20 protein-coding genes are annotated in these 19,626 nt (G+C 60.3%); 9 read left to right on the top strand and 11 right to left on the bottom strand.

Annotated elements, in window-relative coordinates:
• Window positions 1-29: 29 nt before the first annotated feature.
• Together ACU680_RS26115 and ACU680_RS26110 are read right to left on the bottom strand one after the other, a co-directional pair.
• Complete coding sequence (locus tag ACU680_RS26115; protein ID WP_448180932.1) at window positions 30-2,258, bottom strand: polysaccharide biosynthesis tyrosine autokinase; 2,229 nt, start codon at window positions 2,256-2,258, stop codon at window positions 30-32.
• A gap of 38 nt (window positions 2,259-2,296) precedes the next feature.
• The gene (locus tag ACU680_RS26110) at window positions 2,297-2,737 is read right to left on the bottom strand and encodes a low molecular weight protein-tyrosine-phosphatase (protein WP_448180931.1); all 441 of its coding nucleotides are present in this window, start codon (window positions 2,735-2,737) and stop codon (window positions 2,297-2,299) included.
• A 291-nt stretch (window positions 2,738-3,028) separates the two neighbouring features.
• Between ACU680_RS26110 and ACU680_RS26105 the strand changes: the two genes are divergently transcribed.
• The gene (locus ACU680_RS26105) at window positions 3,029-3,979 is read left to right on the top strand and encodes a glycosyl hydrolase family 5 (RefSeq protein ID WP_448180930.1); all 951 of its coding nucleotides are present in this window, start codon (window positions 3,029-3,031) and stop codon (window positions 3,977-3,979) included.
• Between the two features lie 207 nt (window positions 3,980-4,186).
• Window positions 4,187-5,113, top strand: coding sequence for a transaldolase (tal, locus tag ACU680_RS26100; RefSeq protein WP_007968220.1), 927 nt, complete (start codon window positions 4,187-4,189; stop codon window positions 5,111-5,113).
• Window positions 5,114-5,352: 239 nt separating this feature from the next.
• Here tal and rssC read toward each other — a convergent pair whose 3' ends face one another.
• Both rssC and rssB read right to left on the bottom strand, forming a co-directional pair.
• Entirely contained in the window at window positions 5,353-5,835 is a 483-nt protein-coding gene (rssC, locus tag ACU680_RS26095; RefSeq protein WP_003226553.1) for an anti-sigma factor antagonist RssC, read from the bottom strand.
• On the bottom strand, window positions 5,832-7,016 hold the full coding sequence (gene rssB, locus ACU680_RS26090; protein WP_007968217.1) for a two-component system response regulator RssB: 1,185 nt from the start codon (window positions 7,014-7,016) through the stop codon (window positions 5,832-5,834). Before rssB ends, rssC begins: the two co-directional genes overlap by 4 nt.
• 274 nt (window positions 7,017-7,290) lie before the next feature.
• Between rssB and ACU680_RS26085 the strand changes: the two genes are divergently transcribed.
• On the top strand, window positions 7,291-7,590 hold the full coding sequence (locus ACU680_RS26085; protein ID WP_400761521.1) for a PilZ domain-containing protein: 300 nt from the start codon (window positions 7,291-7,293) through the stop codon (window positions 7,588-7,590).
• Between the two features lie 52 nt (window positions 7,591-7,642).
• On the opposite strand, the gene ACU680_RS26080 is transcribed toward ACU680_RS26085, so the two are convergent.
• Entirely contained in the window at window positions 7,643-8,332 is a 690-nt protein-coding gene (locus tag ACU680_RS26080; RefSeq protein WP_448180929.1) for an MlaA family lipoprotein, read from the bottom strand.
• A 196-nt stretch (window positions 8,333-8,528) separates the two neighbouring features.
• Between ACU680_RS26080 and pcrP the strand changes: the two genes are divergently transcribed.
• Both pcrP and ACU680_RS26070 read left to right on the top strand, forming a co-directional pair.
• The gene (pcrP, locus tag ACU680_RS26075; RefSeq protein ID WP_448180928.1) at window positions 8,529-9,149 is read left to right on the top strand and encodes an HAD superfamily inactivated hydrolase PcrP; all 621 of its coding nucleotides are present in this window, start codon (window positions 8,529-8,531) and stop codon (window positions 9,147-9,149) included.
• Between the two features lie 109 nt (window positions 9,150-9,258).
• Window positions 9,259-9,522: a DUF4404 family protein gene (locus ACU680_RS26070; RefSeq protein ID WP_135296239.1), complete on the top strand. Its 264-nt coding sequence runs from the start codon at window positions 9,259-9,261 to the stop codon at window positions 9,520-9,522.
• Window positions 9,523-9,618: 96 nt separating this feature from the next.
• On the opposite strand, the gene queF is transcribed toward ACU680_RS26070, so the two are convergent.
• Window positions 9,619-10,449 (bottom strand): NADPH-dependent 7-cyano-7-deazaguanine reductase QueF, encoded by an 831-nt coding sequence (gene queF / locus ACU680_RS26065; protein ID WP_448180927.1) that lies wholly within the window; start codon window positions 10,447-10,449, stop codon window positions 9,619-9,621.
• Between the two features lie 61 nt (window positions 10,450-10,510).
• A complete protein-coding gene (gene copI, locus ACU680_RS26060; protein WP_448180926.1) occupies window positions 10,511-11,044 on the bottom strand; it encodes a copper-resistant cuproprotein CopI in 534 nt (177 codons plus the stop codon).
• A 153-nt stretch (window positions 11,045-11,197) separates the two neighbouring features.
• Here copI and ACU680_RS26055 point away from each other — a divergent pair, with 153 nt between their 5' ends.
• Complete coding sequence (locus ACU680_RS26055) at window positions 11,198-11,878, top strand: heavy metal response regulator transcription factor (RefSeq protein ID WP_448180925.1); 681 nt, start codon at window positions 11,198-11,200, stop codon at window positions 11,876-11,878.
• A complete protein-coding gene (locus tag ACU680_RS26050; protein WP_448180924.1) occupies window positions 11,878-13,227 on the top strand; it encodes a heavy metal sensor histidine kinase in 1,350 nt (449 codons plus the stop codon). Before ACU680_RS26055 ends, ACU680_RS26050 begins: the two co-directional genes overlap by 1 nt.
• A gap of 123 nt (window positions 13,228-13,350) precedes the next feature.
• Here the strand turns inward: ACU680_RS26050 and ACU680_RS26045 are convergent, their stop codons facing one another.
• The 3 genes from ACU680_RS26045 to ACU680_RS26035 form a co-directional block, all read right to left on the bottom strand.
• A complete protein-coding gene (locus tag ACU680_RS26045; protein ID WP_448180923.1) occupies window positions 13,351-14,595 on the bottom strand; it encodes a lipoprotein-releasing ABC transporter permease subunit in 1,245 nt (414 codons plus the stop codon).
• Window positions 14,596-14,764: 169 nt separating this feature from the next.
• Entirely contained in the window at window positions 14,765-15,451 is a 687-nt protein-coding gene (gene lolD / locus ACU680_RS26040; RefSeq protein WP_448180922.1) for a lipoprotein-releasing ABC transporter ATP-binding protein LolD, read from the bottom strand.
• 7 nt (window positions 15,452-15,458) lie between these two features.
• Window positions 15,459-16,709 (bottom strand): lipoprotein-releasing ABC transporter permease subunit, encoded by a 1,251-nt coding sequence (locus tag ACU680_RS26035; protein WP_095140043.1) that lies wholly within the window; start codon window positions 16,707-16,709, stop codon window positions 15,459-15,461.
• 94 nt (window positions 16,710-16,803) lie between these two features.
• Between ACU680_RS26035 and ACU680_RS26030 the strand changes: the two genes are divergently transcribed.
• Entirely contained in the window at window positions 16,804-17,385 is a 582-nt protein-coding gene (locus ACU680_RS26030; RefSeq protein ID WP_007968195.1) for a PilZ domain-containing protein, read from the top strand.
• 14 nt (window positions 17,386-17,399) lie between these two features.
• Window positions 17,400-18,122 (top strand): glycerophosphodiester phosphodiesterase, encoded by a 723-nt coding sequence (locus tag ACU680_RS26025; protein WP_003226579.1) that lies wholly within the window; start codon window positions 17,400-17,402, stop codon window positions 18,120-18,122.
• A 42-nt stretch (window positions 18,123-18,164) separates the two neighbouring features.
• On the opposite strand, the gene sthA is transcribed toward ACU680_RS26025, so the two are convergent.
• Entirely contained in the window at window positions 18,165-19,559 is a 1,395-nt protein-coding gene (sthA, locus tag ACU680_RS26020) for a Si-specific NAD(P)(+) transhydrogenase (RefSeq protein ID WP_003226580.1), read from the bottom strand.
• Between the last annotated feature and the right edge of the window lie 67 nt (window positions 19,560-19,626).

Below are 19,626 nucleotides of genomic sequence, written 5' to 3'. Positions count from 1 at the left end.
TTTCATGCCTGTTGGAACGTCCCTGAATCTCAGGATTTGTCCGACGCGTATTCGTAGTTGTAATAGCCGTAGCTGACATTGCCGTAATAGCTGGCCGCGCGCTTCTCGACGCCATTGAACACCGCGCCCTTGAGCTCGATGCCGTTCTGCGCGAAGCGGCGAATGGTCGCTTCAATTTCCTTGGCCGGGTTTACCGCAAACCGCGTGACGATCAGGCTGATCCCGGCTTCACGCCCGACAATCGCCGCGTCGGTCACTGCGAGCAGTGGCGGCGTATCGATGATCACCACGTCGTAGCGTTCACTGAGTTCGGCGAGCAGGTCGCGGAAGTTGGCGTGCATCAGCAGCTCGGAAGGATTCGGTGGAACCTGACCACGGCTGATGAAGTGCAGGTTGTCGATTTCCACCGTGTTGATCGCCTGCTCGATGCTGCAGCGCTTGACCAGCAGATCCGACAGGCCATTGGCGATCGGCACATTCAGCGTCTTGTGCAAGTGGCCCTTGCGCATGTCGGCGTCGATCAGCAACACGCGCTGACCGCTCTGCGCCATGACCGCGGCGAGGTTGGAGGAGACGAAGGTCTTGCCGACCTGCGGGCTGGGGCCGGAGATCATGATGCGGTTGTTGGTCGAGTCCAGCGCGGCAAAGTGCAGGCAGGTGCGCAGGCTGCGGATCGATTCGATGGACAGGTCGGTCGGGTTGCGCAGGGCCAACAGATAGGCCGGCGTCTCGGCGGTGCTTTTGACCCGGCCCTTTTTCGTGTCCTCGTCGCGCTGCAAGGCGCTGTAAGGAATCGATGCGTACACCGGCAGCCCGAGCTGTTCGATGGCTTCCGGGCCTTCCAGACCTTTGCTCAACGATTTGCGCAACAGCACCAGGGCCACGCCGACAAAGGCGCCGAGGAACGTCGCGATAAGCACGATCAGGGCTTTTTTCGGTTTGACCGGGCTGCTCAGGTCGACATCCGCCGGATCGATCAGGCGCACATTGCCCACCGCCCCGGCGCGGACGATGTCCAATTCCTGGGATTTGTTCAGCAACTGCGTGTAGATCTGCGAAGCCACTTCCACATCGCGGGTCAGGTTGAGCAGCTCCTGCTGCGTGGCCGGCAGATCGCCGACCTTGCCTTCCAGCGACTTCTGCTGCTGGGTCAACTCACCGATCTGCGACATCAAGGCGCGATACGCCGGATGCTGTTTGGTGAACTTGCGATCCATTTCCGCCTGCTGCATTTTCAGCTCGGAAATCCGCGTTTCCAGCGCCACGGACTGACCGAGCACCGATTGGGTTTCCAGGGAGATGTTCACCGTCTTGCCGTGGGTCTGATACGCGTTGAGCGCATCGCTGGCCTTGGCCAGATCACGCTTGACCTGCGGCAACTGGCTTTGCAGGAACGCCAGGCTCTGCGCTGCTTCCGCCGAGGTGCGGCGCACGTTCTGATCGACGTAGAGCGCGGCGATCTTGTTGAGGATCTTCACCGCCTCGGCGGCATCGGCGCTGGCCAGCGCCAGACGGATAATCCCCGACTCCTTGCCTTGCTCGGAAATATCCAGCGCATCCTGGTATCCCTGAATGGTCACGATCCGTGGATTGCGCACCACTTCAAAGCGCGTGCCCGGGTTGGCTTGCAGGCGCTCGATCAAACCCTCGACGCCGTCCTGGGCGAAGGCTTCGCCAGCGACGCCCTCGACCAGAAGGTTGTCGTTGTCATCGAGCAACTGAAAGTGCTGTTGTTCGCCCGCCACCAAGGTGAGCTTCTTGCCCAACAACTCTTTGGGCAGATTGAGCCGGGTAAATTCCAGACGCTCGCCGCCCCAGGCGTAGCTGTTGAAGCCAAAACGCGGCGGCGCCACGCTGAGTTCGGTTTCGCCGCGATAACGCCGGGCGAGAAAACCGCCGACCACCGGGAAGGTGTTGGGCGTGACGTCGATATCCAGGCGCAGGTCGTCGACGGTTTTGCCGATCACCGCACGGGATTTGATGATGCCGATTTCGGTCACCGACGGCGATTGCCCGCCGAGCATGCTGCTGAGGTCGGAAAAACCGAGCATGTCGTTCTTTTTCGGTTCGACCTGCACCAGTGCGTTCGCCAGGTACACCGGCGTCGCCAATACCGCATAGGCAACGCCAGCGGCCATGAAGGCGCCGGTGAATGCACCGATCAACCATTTCTGGTCGATCAAACTGCCGAATATGCCGAGAAGATCAATACTGTCTTGATCGTTATCACGGTTGGCGATTACTGACGGTAACTGCATAAGTCTTTCTTACCATTCACTGATCTGAAGAATATTCATCAATGTCCGAGGCGCTGCGCCCACGAGCTAACAGCATCTTCAATCAATGCATGGGCATGAATAAAAGCGGCCTTACCTTGACGATACGGATCCTGTATTTCTCGTTCGCTCTGCCACTTGCCGAGAAGAAATACTTTGCCTCGGGCGTGCGAGGCAATCTTCAGCACCTGATTCACATGTTGTTTTTCCATGACCAGAATCAGGTCTGATTCATTGACGATATCGGCGGTCAATTGCCGGGCCCGGAAACCCTCGGCGCTGTGCCCGTAGTCTTCCAGCACCTGGCGCGCCGAGGCTTCCATGCCTTCGCCGACCCGCGCAGAGAGACCTGCGGACGTCACCGAAATGGTTGAGGGGGTCAGCGCGTTACGCAGCAGAAGTTCTGCTGTGGGACTTCGGCAAATATTGCCAACGCACACGACGAGGATCTTTTTGAACAAGGTTTACATTCCTGTGTAATATCATTCTGCCAACATCTAGAGCGGATCTTAATGAACCCACTAGATCATTCTGCACTCAGAAATAGATTCGCCCTGTTAGTACCAGCGTATTAAGTACCACAGGGTCAAAAGCCGCCAAAACACAATTAACGGACTAAAAATAACTGTGATTTTCAGGTCTTGTTTTCCTGACAAAAAATAACATTGGCGCACTTAGTGCCATTGTCAGTTTCGAAACAGTTATCTCGAGATACCTTTTCGCCGTTGTCACTTCTCACCCGGAGAACCGACATGAAATCAGCCCATCTCAAACCCCTGAGCGCCCTGACCCTGTTACTGCTGGCGGCAACCGGCCAGAGCCAGGCCAATGAACTGTTCCCGGCATTGCCCGCCAATAAAACCATCGGGGTTCAGGTCAAAGTCCAGAGCTTTTCCGCTGCGGACGCCGAGCGCGTCAAAGCCACCGGCTTCAGTTTCGTGCGTTTTGGCGTATGGACTGACAGCCTGCCCGGCGCGGCCTACCAGAAGCAGATCAGCGATGCCTTCGCCGTGGCCCGTGCAGCCGGTCTGCCGGTGTTGATGACCCTGCGCGCGACCAAGCCGTTGCCGGCCAATGATCTGGCGAACGCGGGGGTCGCGTATGCCAATGCGCTGACCAGTCTGGCAGCGACCTATGGCTCACAACTGGTGGCGATCGAGCTATGGAATGAGCCGGACCTCGGCACCTACTGGCCGACCGGCAATTTCGACACGACGTTCGTGCCGTTCATGAGCGCAGCGTGCAAGACCCTGCAAGACAAACCCCAGACTGTCCCGGTGATCGGTTTTGGCTTCGCCCGGCCGCCGACTGCCGGCTCGGCGTCCACCGTGGCACTCAACCGAATCGTCAGCGAATACCCCAAATGCCTCAACGCGGTCTCCTACCATCCCTACGGCATGAGCGGCACGCAGATCAGCAACGCCCAGGCGTTTATCCAGCAGAACTTCCATCTGCCGGGGGTGATCAGCGAATGGGGCATCTCGGCGCTCGCCTCCAACGGCGGGATTGAGGGTCAGGCCAGCAAAATCAGCGCATTCGTCGCCGATATCAAAACCCGCAACATTGCCCTGACCTCGATTTACGAGTGGAAAAACAGCGACACCGGCAGCAATGACCGCGAGAAGAACTTCGGTCTGTTGACCGCCGACGGCCAGCCGAAACCGGCGGAAACCGCAGTCAAAACCCAGCTTAGCCAGCAATAACCTCCATCGATGTGCTCAAGGGGCGCTGGCCGTCAGTTGCTTTGAACCTGCGGCCGATTTTGGCATCGTATTCATCGATACCGCGCCCCACCGTTCAAACAGCCGTTCTCAGGTTGTTGCCCCCGGGGAACCCGTTGCGCCTTGATGCCCTTGAGTGGCTGCCAACGCTCGGGTAATGTCGTCAAACCCACAGGACAGAGCACACCCATGACTTCCAAGCTGGAACAACTCAAACAGATGACCACCGTAGTTGCCGACACCGGCGACTTCGAAGCGATCGCCCGGGTCAAGCCGGTCGATGCCACCACCAACCCTTCCCTGCTGCTCAAGGCCGCCGCCATCCCGGGCTATGCCGAGCTGCTGAACGCCTGCGTCAGCGACTGCAAGGGTGACGTGGGCCTGGCCAGCGACCGTTTCGGCGTCGCTGTCGGCCAGGAAATCCTCAAGGTGATTCCGGGCCGCATTTCCACCGAGGTGGATGCGCGCCTGTCGTTCGACCAGGACGCCGTGCTCAAGCGTGCGCATCGTCTGATCGAACTGTACGACAAGGCCGGCGTCGGCCGTGACCGCGTACTGATCAAGATCGCTTCGACCTGGGAAGGCATCCGCGCTGCCGAGATCCTCGAGAAGGAAGGCATCCAGACCAACCTGACCCTGCTGTTCTCCTTCGCTCAGGCTGCCGCATGCGCTGACGCCGGGGTGTTCCTGATTTCGCCGTTCGTGGGCCGCATCTACGACTGGTACAAGAAGGCCAACGGCAACGACTACACCGGCGCCGATGATCCGGGCGTGCAGTCGGTGACCCGCATCTACAACTACTACAAGGCCAATGACTACAAGACCGTGGTCATGGGGGCCAGCTTCCGTAATCTGAGCCAGATCGAGCAGTTGGCCGGTTGCGACCGTCTGACCATCAGCCCGGACCTGATCGACAAACTGGCAGCAGACACCGGCAAACTGGAGCGCAAACTCGCCCCGGGCCACGCCGGCGAAGCGCGCCTGAGCCTCAACGAAGCGCAATTCCGCTGGTTGTCCAACGAAGACGCGATGGCCACCGAGAAACTGGCCGAGGGCATCCGTCAGTTTGCCCGTGACCAGGAGAAGCTTGAGGCGCTGTTGCAGGCCAAGCTGTGATCTGAGCGGTTGAAATGCAAAAAAGGGCGAACCCGATTGGGTTCGCCCTTTTTTGTTGGTGGTGTCCAGCGCAAATGATGGCTTATGGCAGGCGGTGTCCTTGTGGCGAGGGAGCTTGCTCCCGCTGGGCTGCGAAGCGGCCCAATTGGCTATCCGGTTTTTTCAGAAACACCGTGCCGGCAGGTTTTATGGCTGCTGCGCAGCCAAGCGGGAGCAAGCTCCCTCGCCACAGAGGCCACTCAGTGCCGCTCGAGGGCGTTCACCAGATCATGGAAGGCTTCACGATTGGAGTCGTTCAGGCCCATGAGGATCTTGTGCGCTTCGAGCACCTTGATCCGCACCACTTCCTCGGACTGATCCTGATCCGGCAGGTCGTCCAGGCACTCGGGGCACGGCACCGGGTGGTTGACGATGTTGAACACCTGCTCGAAGCCCATCGATTGCAGCAGACGGGTGATGTCTTCGTGGGTGGTGACGACGGTCGGCAGCAGGCCGACCTTCTGCCGCGACAGGATCGACAATTTGGCCAGCAGGCCGAGGGTGGTGCTGTCGATGCTACGGGTTTCGGTCAAATCGATCACGATCGCGTTGAAATTCAACGCGGTGAAGATTTTCTCAATAGTCGCATCCAACGCCGAACACAGGGTCAGGCGAACTTCACCGACGAACTTCAGGACGAAGGTGCCGTCCTGTTCGGCGAACTGGATTCTACCGGTACTCATTGAAGATTCCTGCTCAACACCAACAGGGCGATATCATCCGGCATCTCCCCTAGCGTGGCCAATTCAAACACTTGCCGCAGACCATCCAGGCTGCCGCCCGCCGCCTTCACCCGTTGAGGCAAGGCAGCTTCTTTTTCCTTGAGCGTCGGTTCTGGCAACAGATCCAGAATGCCGTCGGACATCAGCGTCAGGCTGAACGTCGGAGGCAGCTCAAGCACGTGATCTTCGTAGGTGGCCTCATTGAACAGGCCCACCGGCAAACCGCGGCCTTCGAGGTAACGAACACTGTCAGGCGTGTACAACACAGGCAACGGCAGATGGCCGCCGATGCTATAGGTCAACAAACCGGTCTCCTCGTCGATGACTCCACCGACCATTGTGACGTGTTTGCCCAGCTTACAACTGATCAGCCCCCGGTTGATATGTCCAAGGACTTCCGAAGGCTTGAATTCCGGCAACGTGCCGTTGCGCTTGGACTCGAACAACAGGCGCGTGGTCATGAACTTCAGCAGCACGGTGACGAACGCCGAAGAGGCGCCATGGCCCGATACGTCGGCCAGGTAGAACGCCACCCGACGCTCGTCGACGCGGAAGTAGTCGACAAAATCACCCGACAGGTACAGCGACGGGATGATCTGGTGGGCAAACTGGAACTCGTCGATGCGCCACGGGCTTTCCGGCAGCATGTTCATCTGCACCTGGCGACCGGCGTTCTGGTCTTCCTGGAGCAGGTTCAGGCTGGCTTCGAGCTCGCGGTTGGCCTTCTCCAGCTTCTCGCGGTAGCGCTGGTTCTCCAGCAGCAGGCGCGCACGATCCAGCGCGCGACGCACCGAATGCTCGAGCACGGCCAGGTCTTCGAGAGGCTTGATCAGGTAGTCCGCCGCCCCCAGGCGCAGCGCCTCGACCGCGTCGTTCATCACGCCGGCACCCGAAACGACGATCATCGGCGTTTGCGGTGAGCGCTCGGTGACCTGACGGATAAGTTCGAGACCGCCCATCTGCGGCATGCGCAGATCGCAGATGACCAAGTCGGGCTTGTCTTGCTCGAATACCTGAAGACCCTGTTGGCCGTTGCTGGCCTGCAGGACGCTGAAACCACTGTCTTCCAAATAGGCCGCGAGGCTCGCGCGCACTACTTCGTCATCATCGATTATCAGCAGCGTGGCACTGGTTTTTGGCATGTGGGCAAACGGCGCCAGAATTAGGTTGGCGTAGCAGGCGGGGCATCGGCCCGGCTCAGACTACTGGATTCGCTTTCTAGCCTCTCTGCTGCACCGCTTTCGAGCACTGAGCCGGAACGCGATTGCACCAGAGGTGCCCTTCTAAGGCGCAGACGGTACTCCCATCCGCGGGGCGTTTCAAGCATGCGCCGATGGTCGCTTGACGACTTTACTTGTCAAATCACCGAGAGTTATAAGAACAGCTCAAACCGTAACCCAATGGAAGGTCGAAGCCATGAGTCAAACCGGTCGGGACTACAGCGAAAAGCGTGATTTCATCCGCATGCGGGTCGATGCCGATGTGGTGTTGATTCATGAAGGCGATGAGATCGCCGGCGTGTGCATCGACCTCTCCAGCAGCGGCATGCAGGTCGAAGCGCCACGCCAGTTCGCGGTTGGCGACCGCTTGAGCGTGCGCATCGATTCCGAGCATGCCGCATTGAGCGGGCTGGAAGCGGAGACCGAAGTGGTCTGGGTCAAGGCCCGGGACGGCGCCAGCCAGAAGCTCGGCCTGACCATTCTGAAGATGAAATAAGCGCACACAAAAAAGGCGGCCTCACGGGCCGCCTTCTTGTCATCGGTCGAGATTAAAAATCGTCTTCAACCTGACCATCCTTGACCTTGAACTCGCGGTTCTGCAGGTAGGCATTGCGGATGAAGGTGTACTTGTCACCGCTGATCAGCTTCTCGCTCGACAGCAGGCTGGCGCGAGTGTCGACGATGTTCAGGCCGAACACCGAGTTACGGACAGGCACGTCGTTGATGTAGCGGTACGGAGCAGTGTAACTGTCGACGTACTTCGACGGTGCATCACGCAGGGTGCTCGGGCCGAGCAACGGCAGCATCACGTAAGGACCGCTGCTGACGCCCCAGTAACCGAGGGTCTGACCGAAGTCTTCGTCGCTGCGATTCAGGCCCATTTTGGTGCCGACATCGAAGAAGCCCAGCAGGCCGAAAGTGGTGTTGAAAATGATCCGCGCGGTATCGACACCGGCGGCTGCAGGTTTGGCCTGCAGAATGTTGTTCGCAAGGTTAGTGACGTCACCGACGTTGCGGAACATGTTGTGGATGCCGTCTTCAAGGAACTGCGGCGTCACGAATTCATAGCCCTGGGCCAGCGGCTTGAGCGCGTAGGTGTCGACGAAGTCGTTGAACTGGAAGATCGGGCGGTTGACGCTTTCCCAAGGGTCTTCTTCCGTTGCAGCGTTGGCGGCGAACGGAACCAGCGAGACGCTGGCACATACACATAGCTGAGCGAGAGGATTGCTCCAGCGCATAGAAAACTCCTTGGATTTTTACTGGCGCGGGCACCCGGGCCCAAGCGTTAAGAGCGCTAGTATAAGCGCAAATGCCGTTTTGGGCAGTCCACCCGTAAAGAGTCATGCAGGACGCTTCCTACACGCTCATTCACACACCTGTCATCCAACTGTCACTGATGTCCCCTAGCCTCATGCCTATTTCAGGGACGTTGCCATGACCCACGCTGAAGCCTTGCCTGTCGCCGCGCCCGGCCTGACCGCCGTGCTGTTCGGGCTCAGTGGCTGCCTGGTGGATTTCGGTGCCCGCGCCCATCAACACGCCAGCATGCTGCCCGAGCACGCCGACGCCACGCCCGGCGCCCTCGACAGCCTGCTCAGCCTGCAGCGCCAGCAGATTCCCTGTGGGTGGATCGATGAACTGCCCCCTGCCCTCGCGCAATCTCTGGCGGCCTCGTTGCCGGCGTGGATCCAACCGACGCAATATTCAGCAACAATCAATCCGTGGCCCGCACCGAACGCCTGCTGGCAGGCGTTGATGGGTTTGAACGTCAGTCGTCTGGATGGCTGCGTGCTGGTCAGCGGCGAGCCGCGTCTGCTGCAATCGGGCCTCAACGCCGGGTTGTGGACCATTGGCCTGGCGTCCTGCGGCTCGTTGTGCGGCCTGTCGCCGAGCGAGTGGCAAGCCTTGAGCCAACAGGAACGCGAACAGCGCCGCGGCAAGGCGACCCTGCAGTTGTTCAACCTGGGCGTGCATTCGGTGATCGATCATCTGGGCGAACTCGACACCTGCCTGGCCGACATCAACCTGCGCCGCCTCAAGGGCGAAAAGCCCTGACCGGGATCATGCAGGTTGCAGCAGAGTGGATTAATCTAAAGGTCAGCCATAGACCTTTGGCGCGCGGCTGCGGTCAATGCCAGTGCCTCTTGATAAAAGGAACCCCACCATGCCCGCCCAAGAACTGCAAAAACAACTCGACACCCTGCGCGAGCAACTGGAGCAGAATCCGCCGCTGTCCGAAGCCGAGCGTGAAGATCTGCATGCGCTGATGGCGCAGATCGAATCGGAAATCAAACTGGAGAACGCCACTCAGGATGCCAGCATCGCCGATGGCGTGAACCTGGCGGTGGACCGCTTCGAACTTGAACACCCGGCCATTGCCGGCACCCTGCGCAATATCGTCAATGCGCTGGGCAGTATGGGGATCTGATTCCCCGGTAACCCCAAAAAGCAAAAGATCGCAGCCTGCGGCAGCTCCTACAGGGAATCTCATGTAGGAGCTGCCGCAGGCTGCGATCTTTTGATCTTACTGACGGACCAGGCGATGGTTCGGCAGTTGTACCGCTTCAGTGCTGCGATACGGATTGATATCCAGCCCGCCGCGACGCACATACCGCGCAAACACCGTGAGCTTCTCCGGCTTCAGCAAACGCTGCAGGTCGAGGAAAATCCGCTCCACGCACTGTTCGTGGAAGTCCGAGTGCTGGCGGAAGCTGACGATGTATTCCAGCAGACTGGCGTGATCCAGCGCCGCGCCGCGATATTCCACCACCACGCTGCCCCAGTCCGGCTGGCTGGTCACCGGGCAGTTGGATTTGAGCAGATGGCTGTGCACGCTCTCTTCGACAATCTTCGAATCATCACAACGCAGCAGCTCAGGGCGCGGATGCTCATAGTTGCTGACGCTGATGTCCAGATCGTCGATGCACACGCCCGGCAACGCCACGACGCCTTCGGCTTCGACGTCCTTCAGGTTGCGTACCCGTACGCCGACCGGTTTGCCGGCAGCGGCCGACAGGTCCTTGACCAGTGTCGCTTCCAGGCTGGCGATGTCGGCGAACGGCGTCTGGTTCAGCGAGTTCAGGTACAGCTTGAACGACTTCGATTCGATGATGTTCGGCGAATCCGCCGGAATGCTGAATTCACCGATCGCCACCACCGGCTTGCCCGATGGCAACAGCCACGACAGTTCGAAGCAGTTCCAGAAATCCACACCTTTATACGGCAGGGTTTCGGCGGTCAGGCCCAGCTCGGCCCATTTCGCGGTGCGCGGAATCGGGAACAGCAGGGACGGCGTGTACGTGGCGATGTATTCGCTGGATTTGCCCAGCGGCGAATGTTCGGCTGCGGGATGCATGGCGGAAACCTGACTGAAGAATCAGCGGATTCTATCAGCCTTTGCGCCCGCCTTTGAGTGCTTACTGACTGACAGTCAGTTTGCCGACCATGCCCGCCTGGTAGTGACCGGGAATATTGCAGGCGAATTCCAGGCTGGTGGCCTTGCTGAAGGTCCAGGTCAACTCGGCGGTCTTGCCCGGCTCGACCAGCACGCTGTTGGGGTCGTCGTGCTTCATGCCGTGGCCCATGCTGACGTGATCCATGCCCGCCATATCGTGGGACATTTCTTTCATGCCGGTAGGCGTTAGCATGCCGCTTTGCTGCATTTGCAACATTTCCTGCTGGTGTCTGGCATGCATCGCCGCGTCGCCGAGGTTGAATTCGTGCAGCAACTGGCCTTTATTCACCAGCACAAAGCGAACGGTCTCACCGGCCTTGACCTGAATGGCTTTCGGGTCGAACGACATGTCGTTCAGCACCACCTCGATGCTGCGGGAGGCCTTGGCTGCAGGCGCCGGCTGGCCGAAATTATACGTGTGCGCGGGCGCGGCCCAGACAGGTGAACTCAGCGCCAGCAAACAGGCGGCGACGGCCAGAGGGTTGCGCAAAAACATAGTCATACTCCAACAAGATAAGGTTCAGCCTGTGGGAAACTCTAGCCCGCCTGCGCTGGCAGCGACCTGACAGTCAGATTACAACTTTGTCAGGTTGGCGCCTGTCGCCAGCGCCCACGGTATAACGCCTTTGTTTTTATCACCGAGCCGCCCATGAAACTGCTGATCGTCGAAGACCAACCGAAAACCGGCCACTATCTGCGCCAGGGCCTGACCGAGGCCGGGTTCAACACCGAACTGGTGGCCGACGGCGACAGCGGTCAGCAACTGGCCTTGAGCGGTGATTATGCGCTGCTGATTCTCGACGTGATGCTGCCCGGGCGCAGTGGCTGGCAGATTCTGCACGCGGTGCGCAGTGCCGACCTCGACACGCCGGTACTGTTTCTCACCGCCAAGGATGCCGTGGAAGACCGGGTGCACGGTCTCGAACTCGGCGCCGACGACTATCTGGTCAAACCGTTCGCCTTCTCCGAGTTGCTGGCCCGGGTGCGCAGCCTGTTGCGCCGTGGCAGCGCCCTGCCCCAGGAAACCAGCCTGCAACTGGCCGACCTGCGTCTGGACCTGATTCGCCGTCGGGTCGAACGCAGTGGCCAGCGCATCGACCTCACCGCCAAGGAATTCGCCCTGCTGGAAATGCTCCTGCGCCGCCAGGGTGAAGTGTTGCCCAAATCGTTGATTGCCTCGCAGGTCTGGGACATGAATTTCGACAGTGACACCAACGTGATCGAAGTGGCGATCCGGCGTCTGCGCCTGAAGATCGACGATGACTTCCCCGACAAACTGATTCACACCGTGCGCGGCATGGGTTACGTGCTTGAAGAGCGCCCTGCCTGATGCGTCGTCTGTCGCTGAGCTCTCGTCTGGCGCTGCTGTTCGCCGCCTGCACCGCTGTGGTCTCGCTGTTCGCCGGGGTGCTGTTCAGCCGCGCCAGCGAGGCGCACTTCATTGAGCTCGATCAGCAATTGCTCGACGGCAAGTTGATCGGTTTGCGCCGGGCCTTGCAGGATGTGCAACCCGCTCAGCGAGAGGCGCGGCTGGCGGATGAGCTGAGCCGTCAGGCCGACCTGGCACTGCGCATTACTGGCAGTGACGGCCAGCGCTGGTACGACAGCTCGATCAATTTGCCGCAGGACTTGCCGCAACAGCCGGGCCTGTCGACCATCAGCCATGACGGCGCCGACTACCGCGTGCTCAACGCCCCGCTCGATCCAGACCAATCCGATTCGCCGCAACTGACACTGCTGCTGGACATCACCCACCACCAGCACTTCCTGCAACGCATGCAGCATCTTATCTGGCTGACCGTCGGCCTGTCAGCGCTGGCCACCGCGCTGCTCGGCGCCTGGGCCGCACGCAGCGGTTTGCGGCCGCTACGGCGAATGAGTGCAGTCGCCCGTGGGATTTCCGCGCATTCGCTCAACGCCCGACTGCCGCAAGCGCAAATGCCGCCAGAACTTGCGGAAATGGCCCACAGCTTCAACGCCATGCTCGGACGCCTCGACGACTCGTTTCAACGGCTGTCGGCGTTCTCGGCCGACATCGCCCATGAACTGCGCACACCGCTGTCGAACCTGCTGACCCATACCCAAGTCACCCTCACCCGCCCACGCCCGATCGAGGATTACCGCGAAGCCCTGCACAGCAACCTCGAAGAACTGCAATGGATGGCACAACTGGTCAACGACATGCTTTATCTGGCCAAGGCTGACCATGGGTTGCTGATGCCCAAGCGTGAGACGCTGGAGCTGGCGGACGAGAGCGATGTGTTGCTGGAGTTTTTCGCGCCACTGGCCGAGGACGCCGGGGTGACGCTGAGCCGCGAAGGTCATGCGCGCATAGAGGGCGACCGCAGCATGCTGCGCCGGGCCTTGTCGAATCTGCTGGATAACGCGCTGCGCTTTACCCCGGCGTCAGGCAGCGTGCGCGTGTCAATCGTCGATCAGCCCCAAGCAGTGCAGGTGTCGGTGGAAAACAGTGGCGAAGGCATTTCGGCTGAACTGTTGCCACGGCTGTTTGACCGGTTCTATCGGGCGGATCCGGCGCGGCAGGAAGGCAGCAGTGAGCATGCGGGGTTGGGGCTGGCGATTACGCAATCGATCGTGCGGGCGCATGGCGGGCAGATTCATTGCGAATCGGCTGCGGGGTGGACGCGGTTTGTGATCGAGTTGCCCAAGGGGGGTTGAGGCCAGCAGGTCCGGCCCCTTCGCGAGCAAGCTCGCTCCCACAGTGTTTTGCGTCGTTCACATAATGGTGACTCAACTCAGTACCTGTGGGAGCGGGCTTGCCCGCGATGGCGATTTCAGAGCTTACGAATATCTCAACGCGTGAGCCGGCTCGATCTTCGCCGCCCGCAACGCCGGATACACCGTCGCCAGGAAGCTCAGAATAAAGCCCGCCGAGCAGATCAACAGCACATCCCCGCCCTGCAATTCCGAAGGCAGGTTGCTGACGAAATAAACGTCAGAGCTGAAGATATGCTGCCCGGTAACGCGCTCAACCCAGCCGACCATTTCACTGACGTTCAGCGCCGCGATCACGCCGAGCACGCCGCCAATCAAGGTGCCGACAATGCCGATCACCGTGCCCTGCACCATGAAGATCGCCATGATCTGCCGTGGCGTGGCGCCGATGGTGCGCAGGATCGCGATGTCCGCGCCTTTGTCGTTCACCACCATGATCAGCGTGGCGATGATGTTGAACGCCGCCACGGCAACGATCATCAGCAACAGCAGGCCGATCATGGTTTTTTCCATTTTCATCGCGCTGAACAGGCTGCCCTGGGTGTGGGTCCAGTCGTCAGCCTTGAAGTCGGCACCGAGGCCGGCAGCGATGTCCGCGGAGACTTTCGGCGCGGCGTACAGATCCTTCACCGCCAGGCGCACGCTCTGCACCTGATTCGGCTGCCAGTGCTGCATGGTCGCGGCATCGGCCACGTGGATCAGGCCCATCGAGCCATCCAATTCGGCGCCGACCTTGAACACACCGACCACGTTCAGGCGCTGCATGCGCGGAGTGATGCCACCCGGTGCGGTGCTGACTTCCGGGACGATCAGGGTGATCTTGTCGCCGACGTTGAGACGGAAGCGGCGCGCGGTGATTTCACCGATCACCACGCCGAACTCGCCCGGCTTCAGGTCATCGAGACGCCCCTGCACAATATGCTGGGCAACGATCGACACCTTGCCTTCCTGGGCCGGATCGACGCCGCTGATCTGAATCGGCTGCATCAAACCCTTGTAGGACAGCATGCCTTCCATCTCGGTGAACGGCACGGCGGCGGTCACTTCGGGATTTTTCAGCGCGGCGGCGGCCACCGGCTGCCAGTCATCGATCGGCTTGACGCCAACGATGGTCGCGTGCGGCACCATACCGAGGATGCGCGAGCTCATTTCGCGCTGGAAGCCGTTCATCACCGACAGCACCACGATCATCGCCAGCACGCCGAGGGCGAGCCCGATCATCGAAGTCATCGAGATGAACGAAACAAAGCGATTGCGGCGCTTGGCGCGGGTATAGCGCGTGCCGATAAAGATCGATAACGGTCTGAACATTCGCTGGGGCACCGTATAAAAAATCAAGCTTAAAAAAGCGGCCAATCGCTTGAGAGCGTAGCGAGCGAAGGAAAGACAAGGCAAAAACAGGCGAGGAAGCGGAGTCTACTGGCTGTAAATGAGCATTCCGAGCCTGTTTTTAACGCAGTATTTCCGAGCGCAGTAGCTCTCAAGCGATTGGAGTCAGGCAACCTTCTTGCAATTGCAGGACGCGGTCCATCTGGCGGGCCAGGTTCATGTCGTGAGTCACCACCAGGAACGCCGTGCGCATCGAAGTGCTGAGTTCCAGCATCAAGTCCTGAATGCCTTCGGCGGTGTGCGAATCAAGGTTACCGGTTGGCTCGTCGAGCATCACCAGGCCCGGATTGTTCACCAGCGCCCGGGCGATGGCCACACGTTGGCGTTCGCCGCCGGACAGCTCGGCCGGTTTGTGCTCCAGACGATGGCCCAGACCAACACGCTCCAGCAACGCGGTAGCGCGCTGCCGTGCTTCCGGAATCGCGGTCTTGCCGATCAGCAGCGGCATGCAGACGTTTTCCAGCGCGGTGAATTCCGGCAGCAAGTGATGGAACTGGTACACGAACCCGAGAGCGCGGTTACGCAGCAGGCCACGCTTCTTCTCGCTCAGCGCCGACAGTTCTTCGCCGTCGAGCCAGACGCTGCCCTGGGTTGGGGTGTCGAGGCCGCCCAGCAGGTTGAGCAAGGTACTCTTGCCCGAACCGGACTTGCCGACGATCGCCACTCGCTCGCCCGGGTGCAACTCCAGTTGCAGACCGGCCAGCACTTGCACCGACTCCGGGCCTTCCTCGTAGGATTTGCCCAGGTTACGGCAGCTCAAGATTGCTTTATCACTCATGCCCGACTCACTCATAACGTAGCGCCTCCGCCGGCTGGGTGCGCGCAGCACGCCAGGCGGGATACAGGGTGGCGAGGAAACTCAGGACCAACGCAGCGGCGCAGACCATGACCACGTCCTGGCTCTGCACCTGCGATGGCAGGTAATCGATGAAATACACGTCGGCGTTGAGGAACTTGTGGCCGATCAGCCCTTCGAGGGCGGAAATCGCCGCACTGACGTTGAGCGCAGCGAGAATACCGAGCACCGCACCAATCGCCGTACCGACCACGCCAATCACGGTGCCCTGCACCATGAACGTGCGCATGATCGTCCCCGGTGTGGCGCCGAGGGTGCGCAGAATGGCGATGTCGCTCTTCTTGTCATTCACCACCATCACCAGCGTGGAAATGATGTTGAACGCAGCCACCGCGACGATCAGCAGCAACAGCAGGCCGATCATGGCTTTTTCCATGCGGATCGCCTGATACAGGTTGCCGTGGGTGCGGGTCCAGTCGCGGGCGTAGTAATGGTCTTCGCCCAGCTGCTGGGCGATGGTCCAGGCCACGCGCGGTGCCTGGAACAGATCATCGAACTTCAACCGGATGCCCTGCACCTGATCAGGCTTCCAGCGGTGCATTTTCGCCAGATCCTGCAGGTTGGTGACACCCAGATAGCCGTCCAGCTCACCGGCGCCGACATGGAAGATGCCGACCACGGTAAAGCGCTTCATGCGCGGGAACATCCCGGCCGGGGTCACGCTGACCTCCGGCGCGACGAAGGTGACTTTGTCACCCAGGCCCACGCCGAGCTTGGTCGCGGCCTTGTCGCCGATGACGATGCCGAAGCTGCCCGGCGTCAAATCGTCGAGTTTGCCCTGCTTCATGAAGTTGTCGATGATCGACACATTGCGCTCGAGCGCGGGGTCGATGGCGTTGAGCAACACCTTGGACACCTGACCGTTGTTGGTCAGCAAACCCTGCATCTGGGTGAACGGCGCAACGGCCGTCACCTGCGGATTCTGCTTGACCTTGGTCGCCAGGCTCTGCCAATCGTTGATCGGTTCGCCGGTTTCAAGAGTCGCGTGGGGCACCATGCCCAGCACGCGGGTGCGCATCTCATGATCGAAGCCGTTCATCACCGAGAGCACCACGATCATCACGACCACGCCAAGGGCGAGCCCGATCATCGAAGTCAGGGAAATGAATGACACAAAATGATTGCGACGCTTTGCACGGGTATAACGCGTGCCGATAAATACGAAGAGAGGTCTGAACATGTCGGGGCTTGTTCGGAGGGAAAAGGAACGTCCTTGTGGCGGGGGTCGATAACCAGCTTTACACTCAGACCACCGCCGCTACCATGGGTTCGCCATGTCGACATTAGATGAAGAAGATCGCCGCGAATACTACCGTATCGAGGACATGATCGCACTGGAAATTCGGCCCCTGTCCGCTCCCGAAGCCGCAGGCCAGGAAGTGTTGCAGGATGCTTCTCCACTGTTCAACCTGCTCAGCGAACTGCACCTGAGCGAATTCGAGTCGCAGCACCTGTTGCGCCAGATCAGCGAACGCGACCGGGCCATTGCCGCGTTCCTCAAATCGCAGAACAAACGCATCGACCTGCTCAGCCAGGTGGTCGCCCTGACCGTGCTCGGCCATATCGGCGAGCCACAACCGGTGATCATCTCCGAAGGCGGGATCGACTTTCAGCACCCGACCCCGATTGCCACTGGCGCCCACCTGTCGGTGAAACTGGTGCTGATGCCCCAGGCGCTCGGCCTGCTGCTGCGCGCCCGCGTCACCCATTGCGACCGCAAGGGCGACGGCTACGACGTCGGCACCGAGTTCGAACACTTGACCGACGCCCAGCGCCAGTTGCTCGCCCGCTATATCTTGCAGAAACAGGCCCAGGAACGACGCCTGGCCCGTGAACAGAACGAATCCGGCATTTAAATTAAGGAAGCACCGTGACCCTCATCTACGGCCACCGCGGCGCCAAGGGCGAAGCACCGGAAAATACCCTGACCAGTTTTCAGGAATGTCTCAAGCACGGCGTACGCCGTTGCGAACTGGATCTGCACCTGTCCAAGGACGGCGAGCTGATGGTGATCCACGACCCGACCCTCAAGCGCACCACCGACCGGCGCGGCAAGGTGGTCGAGCACACCGCCGCCGAACTGGTGACCTACGACGCGCGCAAGGGCGGCCCGGGCTGGATCAAGCCGTGCCCGATTCCGACGCTGGAAGAACTGTTCGAGAAATGCGATTTCGAGCACTGGCAGCTCGAAGTCAAAAGTGCCTCGCGCACCCGTGCGGCGACCACCGTGCTGGCGATCCGCGAAATGGCCCAGCGTCATGGCCTGCTGGACAAGGTCACCATTACTTCGAGTTCGCGGGAAGTGCTGAAAGCGGCGCTGGATCTGGTGCCGGACGTGTCGCGTGGACTGGTCGCCGAATACGCCTGGCTCGACCCATTGAAGGTCGCCGCCAGCTATGGCTGCGAGATTCTGGCTTTGAACTGGACGCTTTGTACGCCGGAACGCCTGCAGAAGGCGCAGCGTCAGGGGCTGCATGTGTCGGTGTGGACCGTCAACGAGCCTGCGCTGATGCGCAGACTCGCCGACTTCGGCGTTGACAGCCTGATTACAGACTTTCCCGGTTTGGCCACTGCCACCCTCGAGAATTGCTGAAATCGGTCTCCCCGGCCGGCTCAGGCCACCGGCCGGAGCCCGTCAAAAAAGCCGGTTGAGGCCGTCGTACGCCGCTACCCGATAGGCTTCGGCCATGGTCGGGTAGTTGAACGTGGTGTTGACGAAGTACTTCAGCGTATTCAACTCGCCCGGCTGGCTCATGATCGCCTGACCGATGTGCACGATCTCCGACGCCTGATAACCGAAGCAGTGAACGCCCAGCACTTCCAGGGTTTCACGGTGGAACAGGATCTTCAGCATGCCTTGCGGCTCGCCGGCGATCTGCGCACGCGCCATGCTCTTGAAGAACGCCTTGCCGACTTCGTACGGCACCTTGGCCTGGGTCAGCTCCTGCTCGTTCTTGCCGATCGAGCTGATCTCCGGAATGGTGTAGATGCCGGTCGGCACGTCATTCACAAAGCGCCAGCTACCGTTATCGACAATGCTGCCAGCCGCCGAACGACCCTGGTCGTGGGCGGCACTGGCCAGGCTCGGCCAGCCGATCACGTCACCGGCGCCGTAGATGTTTGGCACACAGGTGCGGTAAGCCTCGTCGACTTCGATCTGGCCACGGCTGTTGACCTTGACCCCGATGTTTTCCAGACCGAGCTGGTCGGTGTTGCCGGTACGGCCGTTGCACCAGAGCAAGGCGTCGGCCTTGATCTTCTTGCCGGATTTGAGGTGCAGGATCACACCGTTATCGACGCCTTCAACGCGATCGTAATCTTCGTTGTGGCGCACGGTGATGTTGTTGTTGCTGAAGTGATAGCTCAACGCCTGGGAGATTTCCGAGTCGAGGAAACTCAGCAACTGACCGCGGTTGTCCACCAGTTCAACCAATACACCCAGACCGCTGAAGATCGAAGCGTATTCACAGCCGATTACACCGGCGCCGTAAACGATCAGTTTGCGCGGGGTGTGACCGAGGCTGAGGATGGTGTCGCTATCGTAGATGCGCGGGTGATTGAAATCGATGTCCGCCGGGCGATACGGGCGCGAACCGGTGGCGATAATGATGTGCTTGGCCACCAGTTTCTCGACCACGCCGTTGGCGCAGACCACTTCGATGGTTTGCTCGTCGGCGAAGCTGCCGGTGCCGAAGAACACGTCGACGCGATTACGGGCGTAGTAGCCGGTGCGCGAAGCGACTTGCTTGGAGATGACTTTCTCGGCGCTCTTCAACACGTCCGGGAAGGAGAACCAGCGCGGCTCGCCGATCGCCCGAAACATCGGGTTGGTGTTGAACTGCATGATCTGCCGCACCGAGTGACGCAGGGCCTTGGACGGGATGGTTCCAAGATGGGTGCAGTTGCCGCCGACCTGGCGACGGCTGTCGACCATCGCCACCTTGCGCCCTGCTTTGGCGGCGTTCATTGCCGCGCCTTCTCCCGCCGGGCCGGAACCCAACACCACCACGTCGTAGTTGTAGACAGCCATGCGTACTCCTCAGAACAGGCCGCGGTGCCAGCAGCACCAGCGGCTAAATCACGCCGAATCGCGGCGC

It is taken from the genome of Pseudomonas sp. LF020, assembly GCF_053456425.1.
This window is presented reverse-complemented; position numbering and strand designations above follow the sequence as displayed.

Coding starts and splice junctions, on each gene's coding strand:
- ACU680_RS26115 (WP_448180932.1), bottom strand. CDS start 2,258: ATGCAGTTACCGTCAGTAATCGCCAACCGTGATAACGATCAAGACAGT.
- ACU680_RS26105 (WP_448180930.1), top strand. CDS start 3,029: ATGAAATCAGCCCATCTCAAACCCCTGAGCGCCCTGACCCTGTTACTG.
- tal (WP_007968220.1), top strand. CDS start 4,187: ATGACTTCCAAGCTGGAACAACTCAAACAGATGACCACCGTAGTTGCC.
- rssC (WP_003226553.1), bottom strand. CDS start 5,835: ATGAGTACCGGTAGAATCCAGTTCGCCGAACAGGACGGCACCTTCGTC.
- rssB (WP_007968217.1), bottom strand. CDS start 7,016: ATGCCAAAAACCAGTGCCACGCTGCTGATAATCGATGATGACGAAGTA.
- ACU680_RS26085 (WP_400761521.1), top strand. CDS start 7,291: ATGAGTCAAACCGGTCGGGACTACAGCGAAAAGCGTGATTTCATCCGC.
- ACU680_RS26080 (WP_448180929.1), bottom strand. CDS start 8,332: ATGCGCTGGAGCAATCCTCTCGCTCAGCTATGTGTATGTGCCAGCGTC.
- pcrP (WP_448180928.1), top strand. CDS start 8,529: ATGACCCACGCTGAAGCCTTGCCTGTCGCCGCGCCCGGCCTGACCGCC.
- ACU680_RS26070 (WP_135296239.1), top strand. CDS start 9,259: ATGCCCGCCCAAGAACTGCAAAAACAACTCGACACCCTGCGCGAGCAA.
- queF (WP_448180927.1), bottom strand. CDS start 10,449: ATGCATCCCGCAGCCGAACATTCGCCGCTGGGCAAATCCAGCGAATAC.
- copI (WP_448180926.1), bottom strand. CDS start 11,044: ATGTTTTTGCGCAACCCTCTGGCCGTCGCCGCCTGTTTGCTGGCGCTG.
- ACU680_RS26055 (WP_448180925.1), top strand. CDS start 11,198: ATGAAACTGCTGATCGTCGAAGACCAACCGAAAACCGGCCACTATCTG.
- ACU680_RS26050 (WP_448180924.1), top strand. CDS start 11,878: ATGCGTCGTCTGTCGCTGAGCTCTCGTCTGGCGCTGCTGTTCGCCGCC.
- ACU680_RS26045 (WP_448180923.1), bottom strand. CDS start 14,595: ATGTTCAGACCGTTATCGATCTTTATCGGCACGCGCTATACCCGCGCC.
- lolD (WP_448180922.1), bottom strand. CDS start 15,451: ATGAGTGATAAAGCAATCTTGAGCTGCCGTAACCTGGGCAAATCCTAC.
- ACU680_RS26035 (WP_095140043.1), bottom strand. CDS start 16,709: ATGTTCAGACCTCTCTTCGTATTTATCGGCACGCGTTATACCCGTGCA.
- ACU680_RS26030 (WP_007968195.1), top strand. CDS start 16,804: ATGTCGACATTAGATGAAGAAGATCGCCGCGAATACTACCGTATCGAG.
- sthA (WP_003226580.1), bottom strand. CDS start 19,559: ATGGCTGTCTACAACTACGACGTGGTGGTGTTGGGTTCCGGCCCGGCG.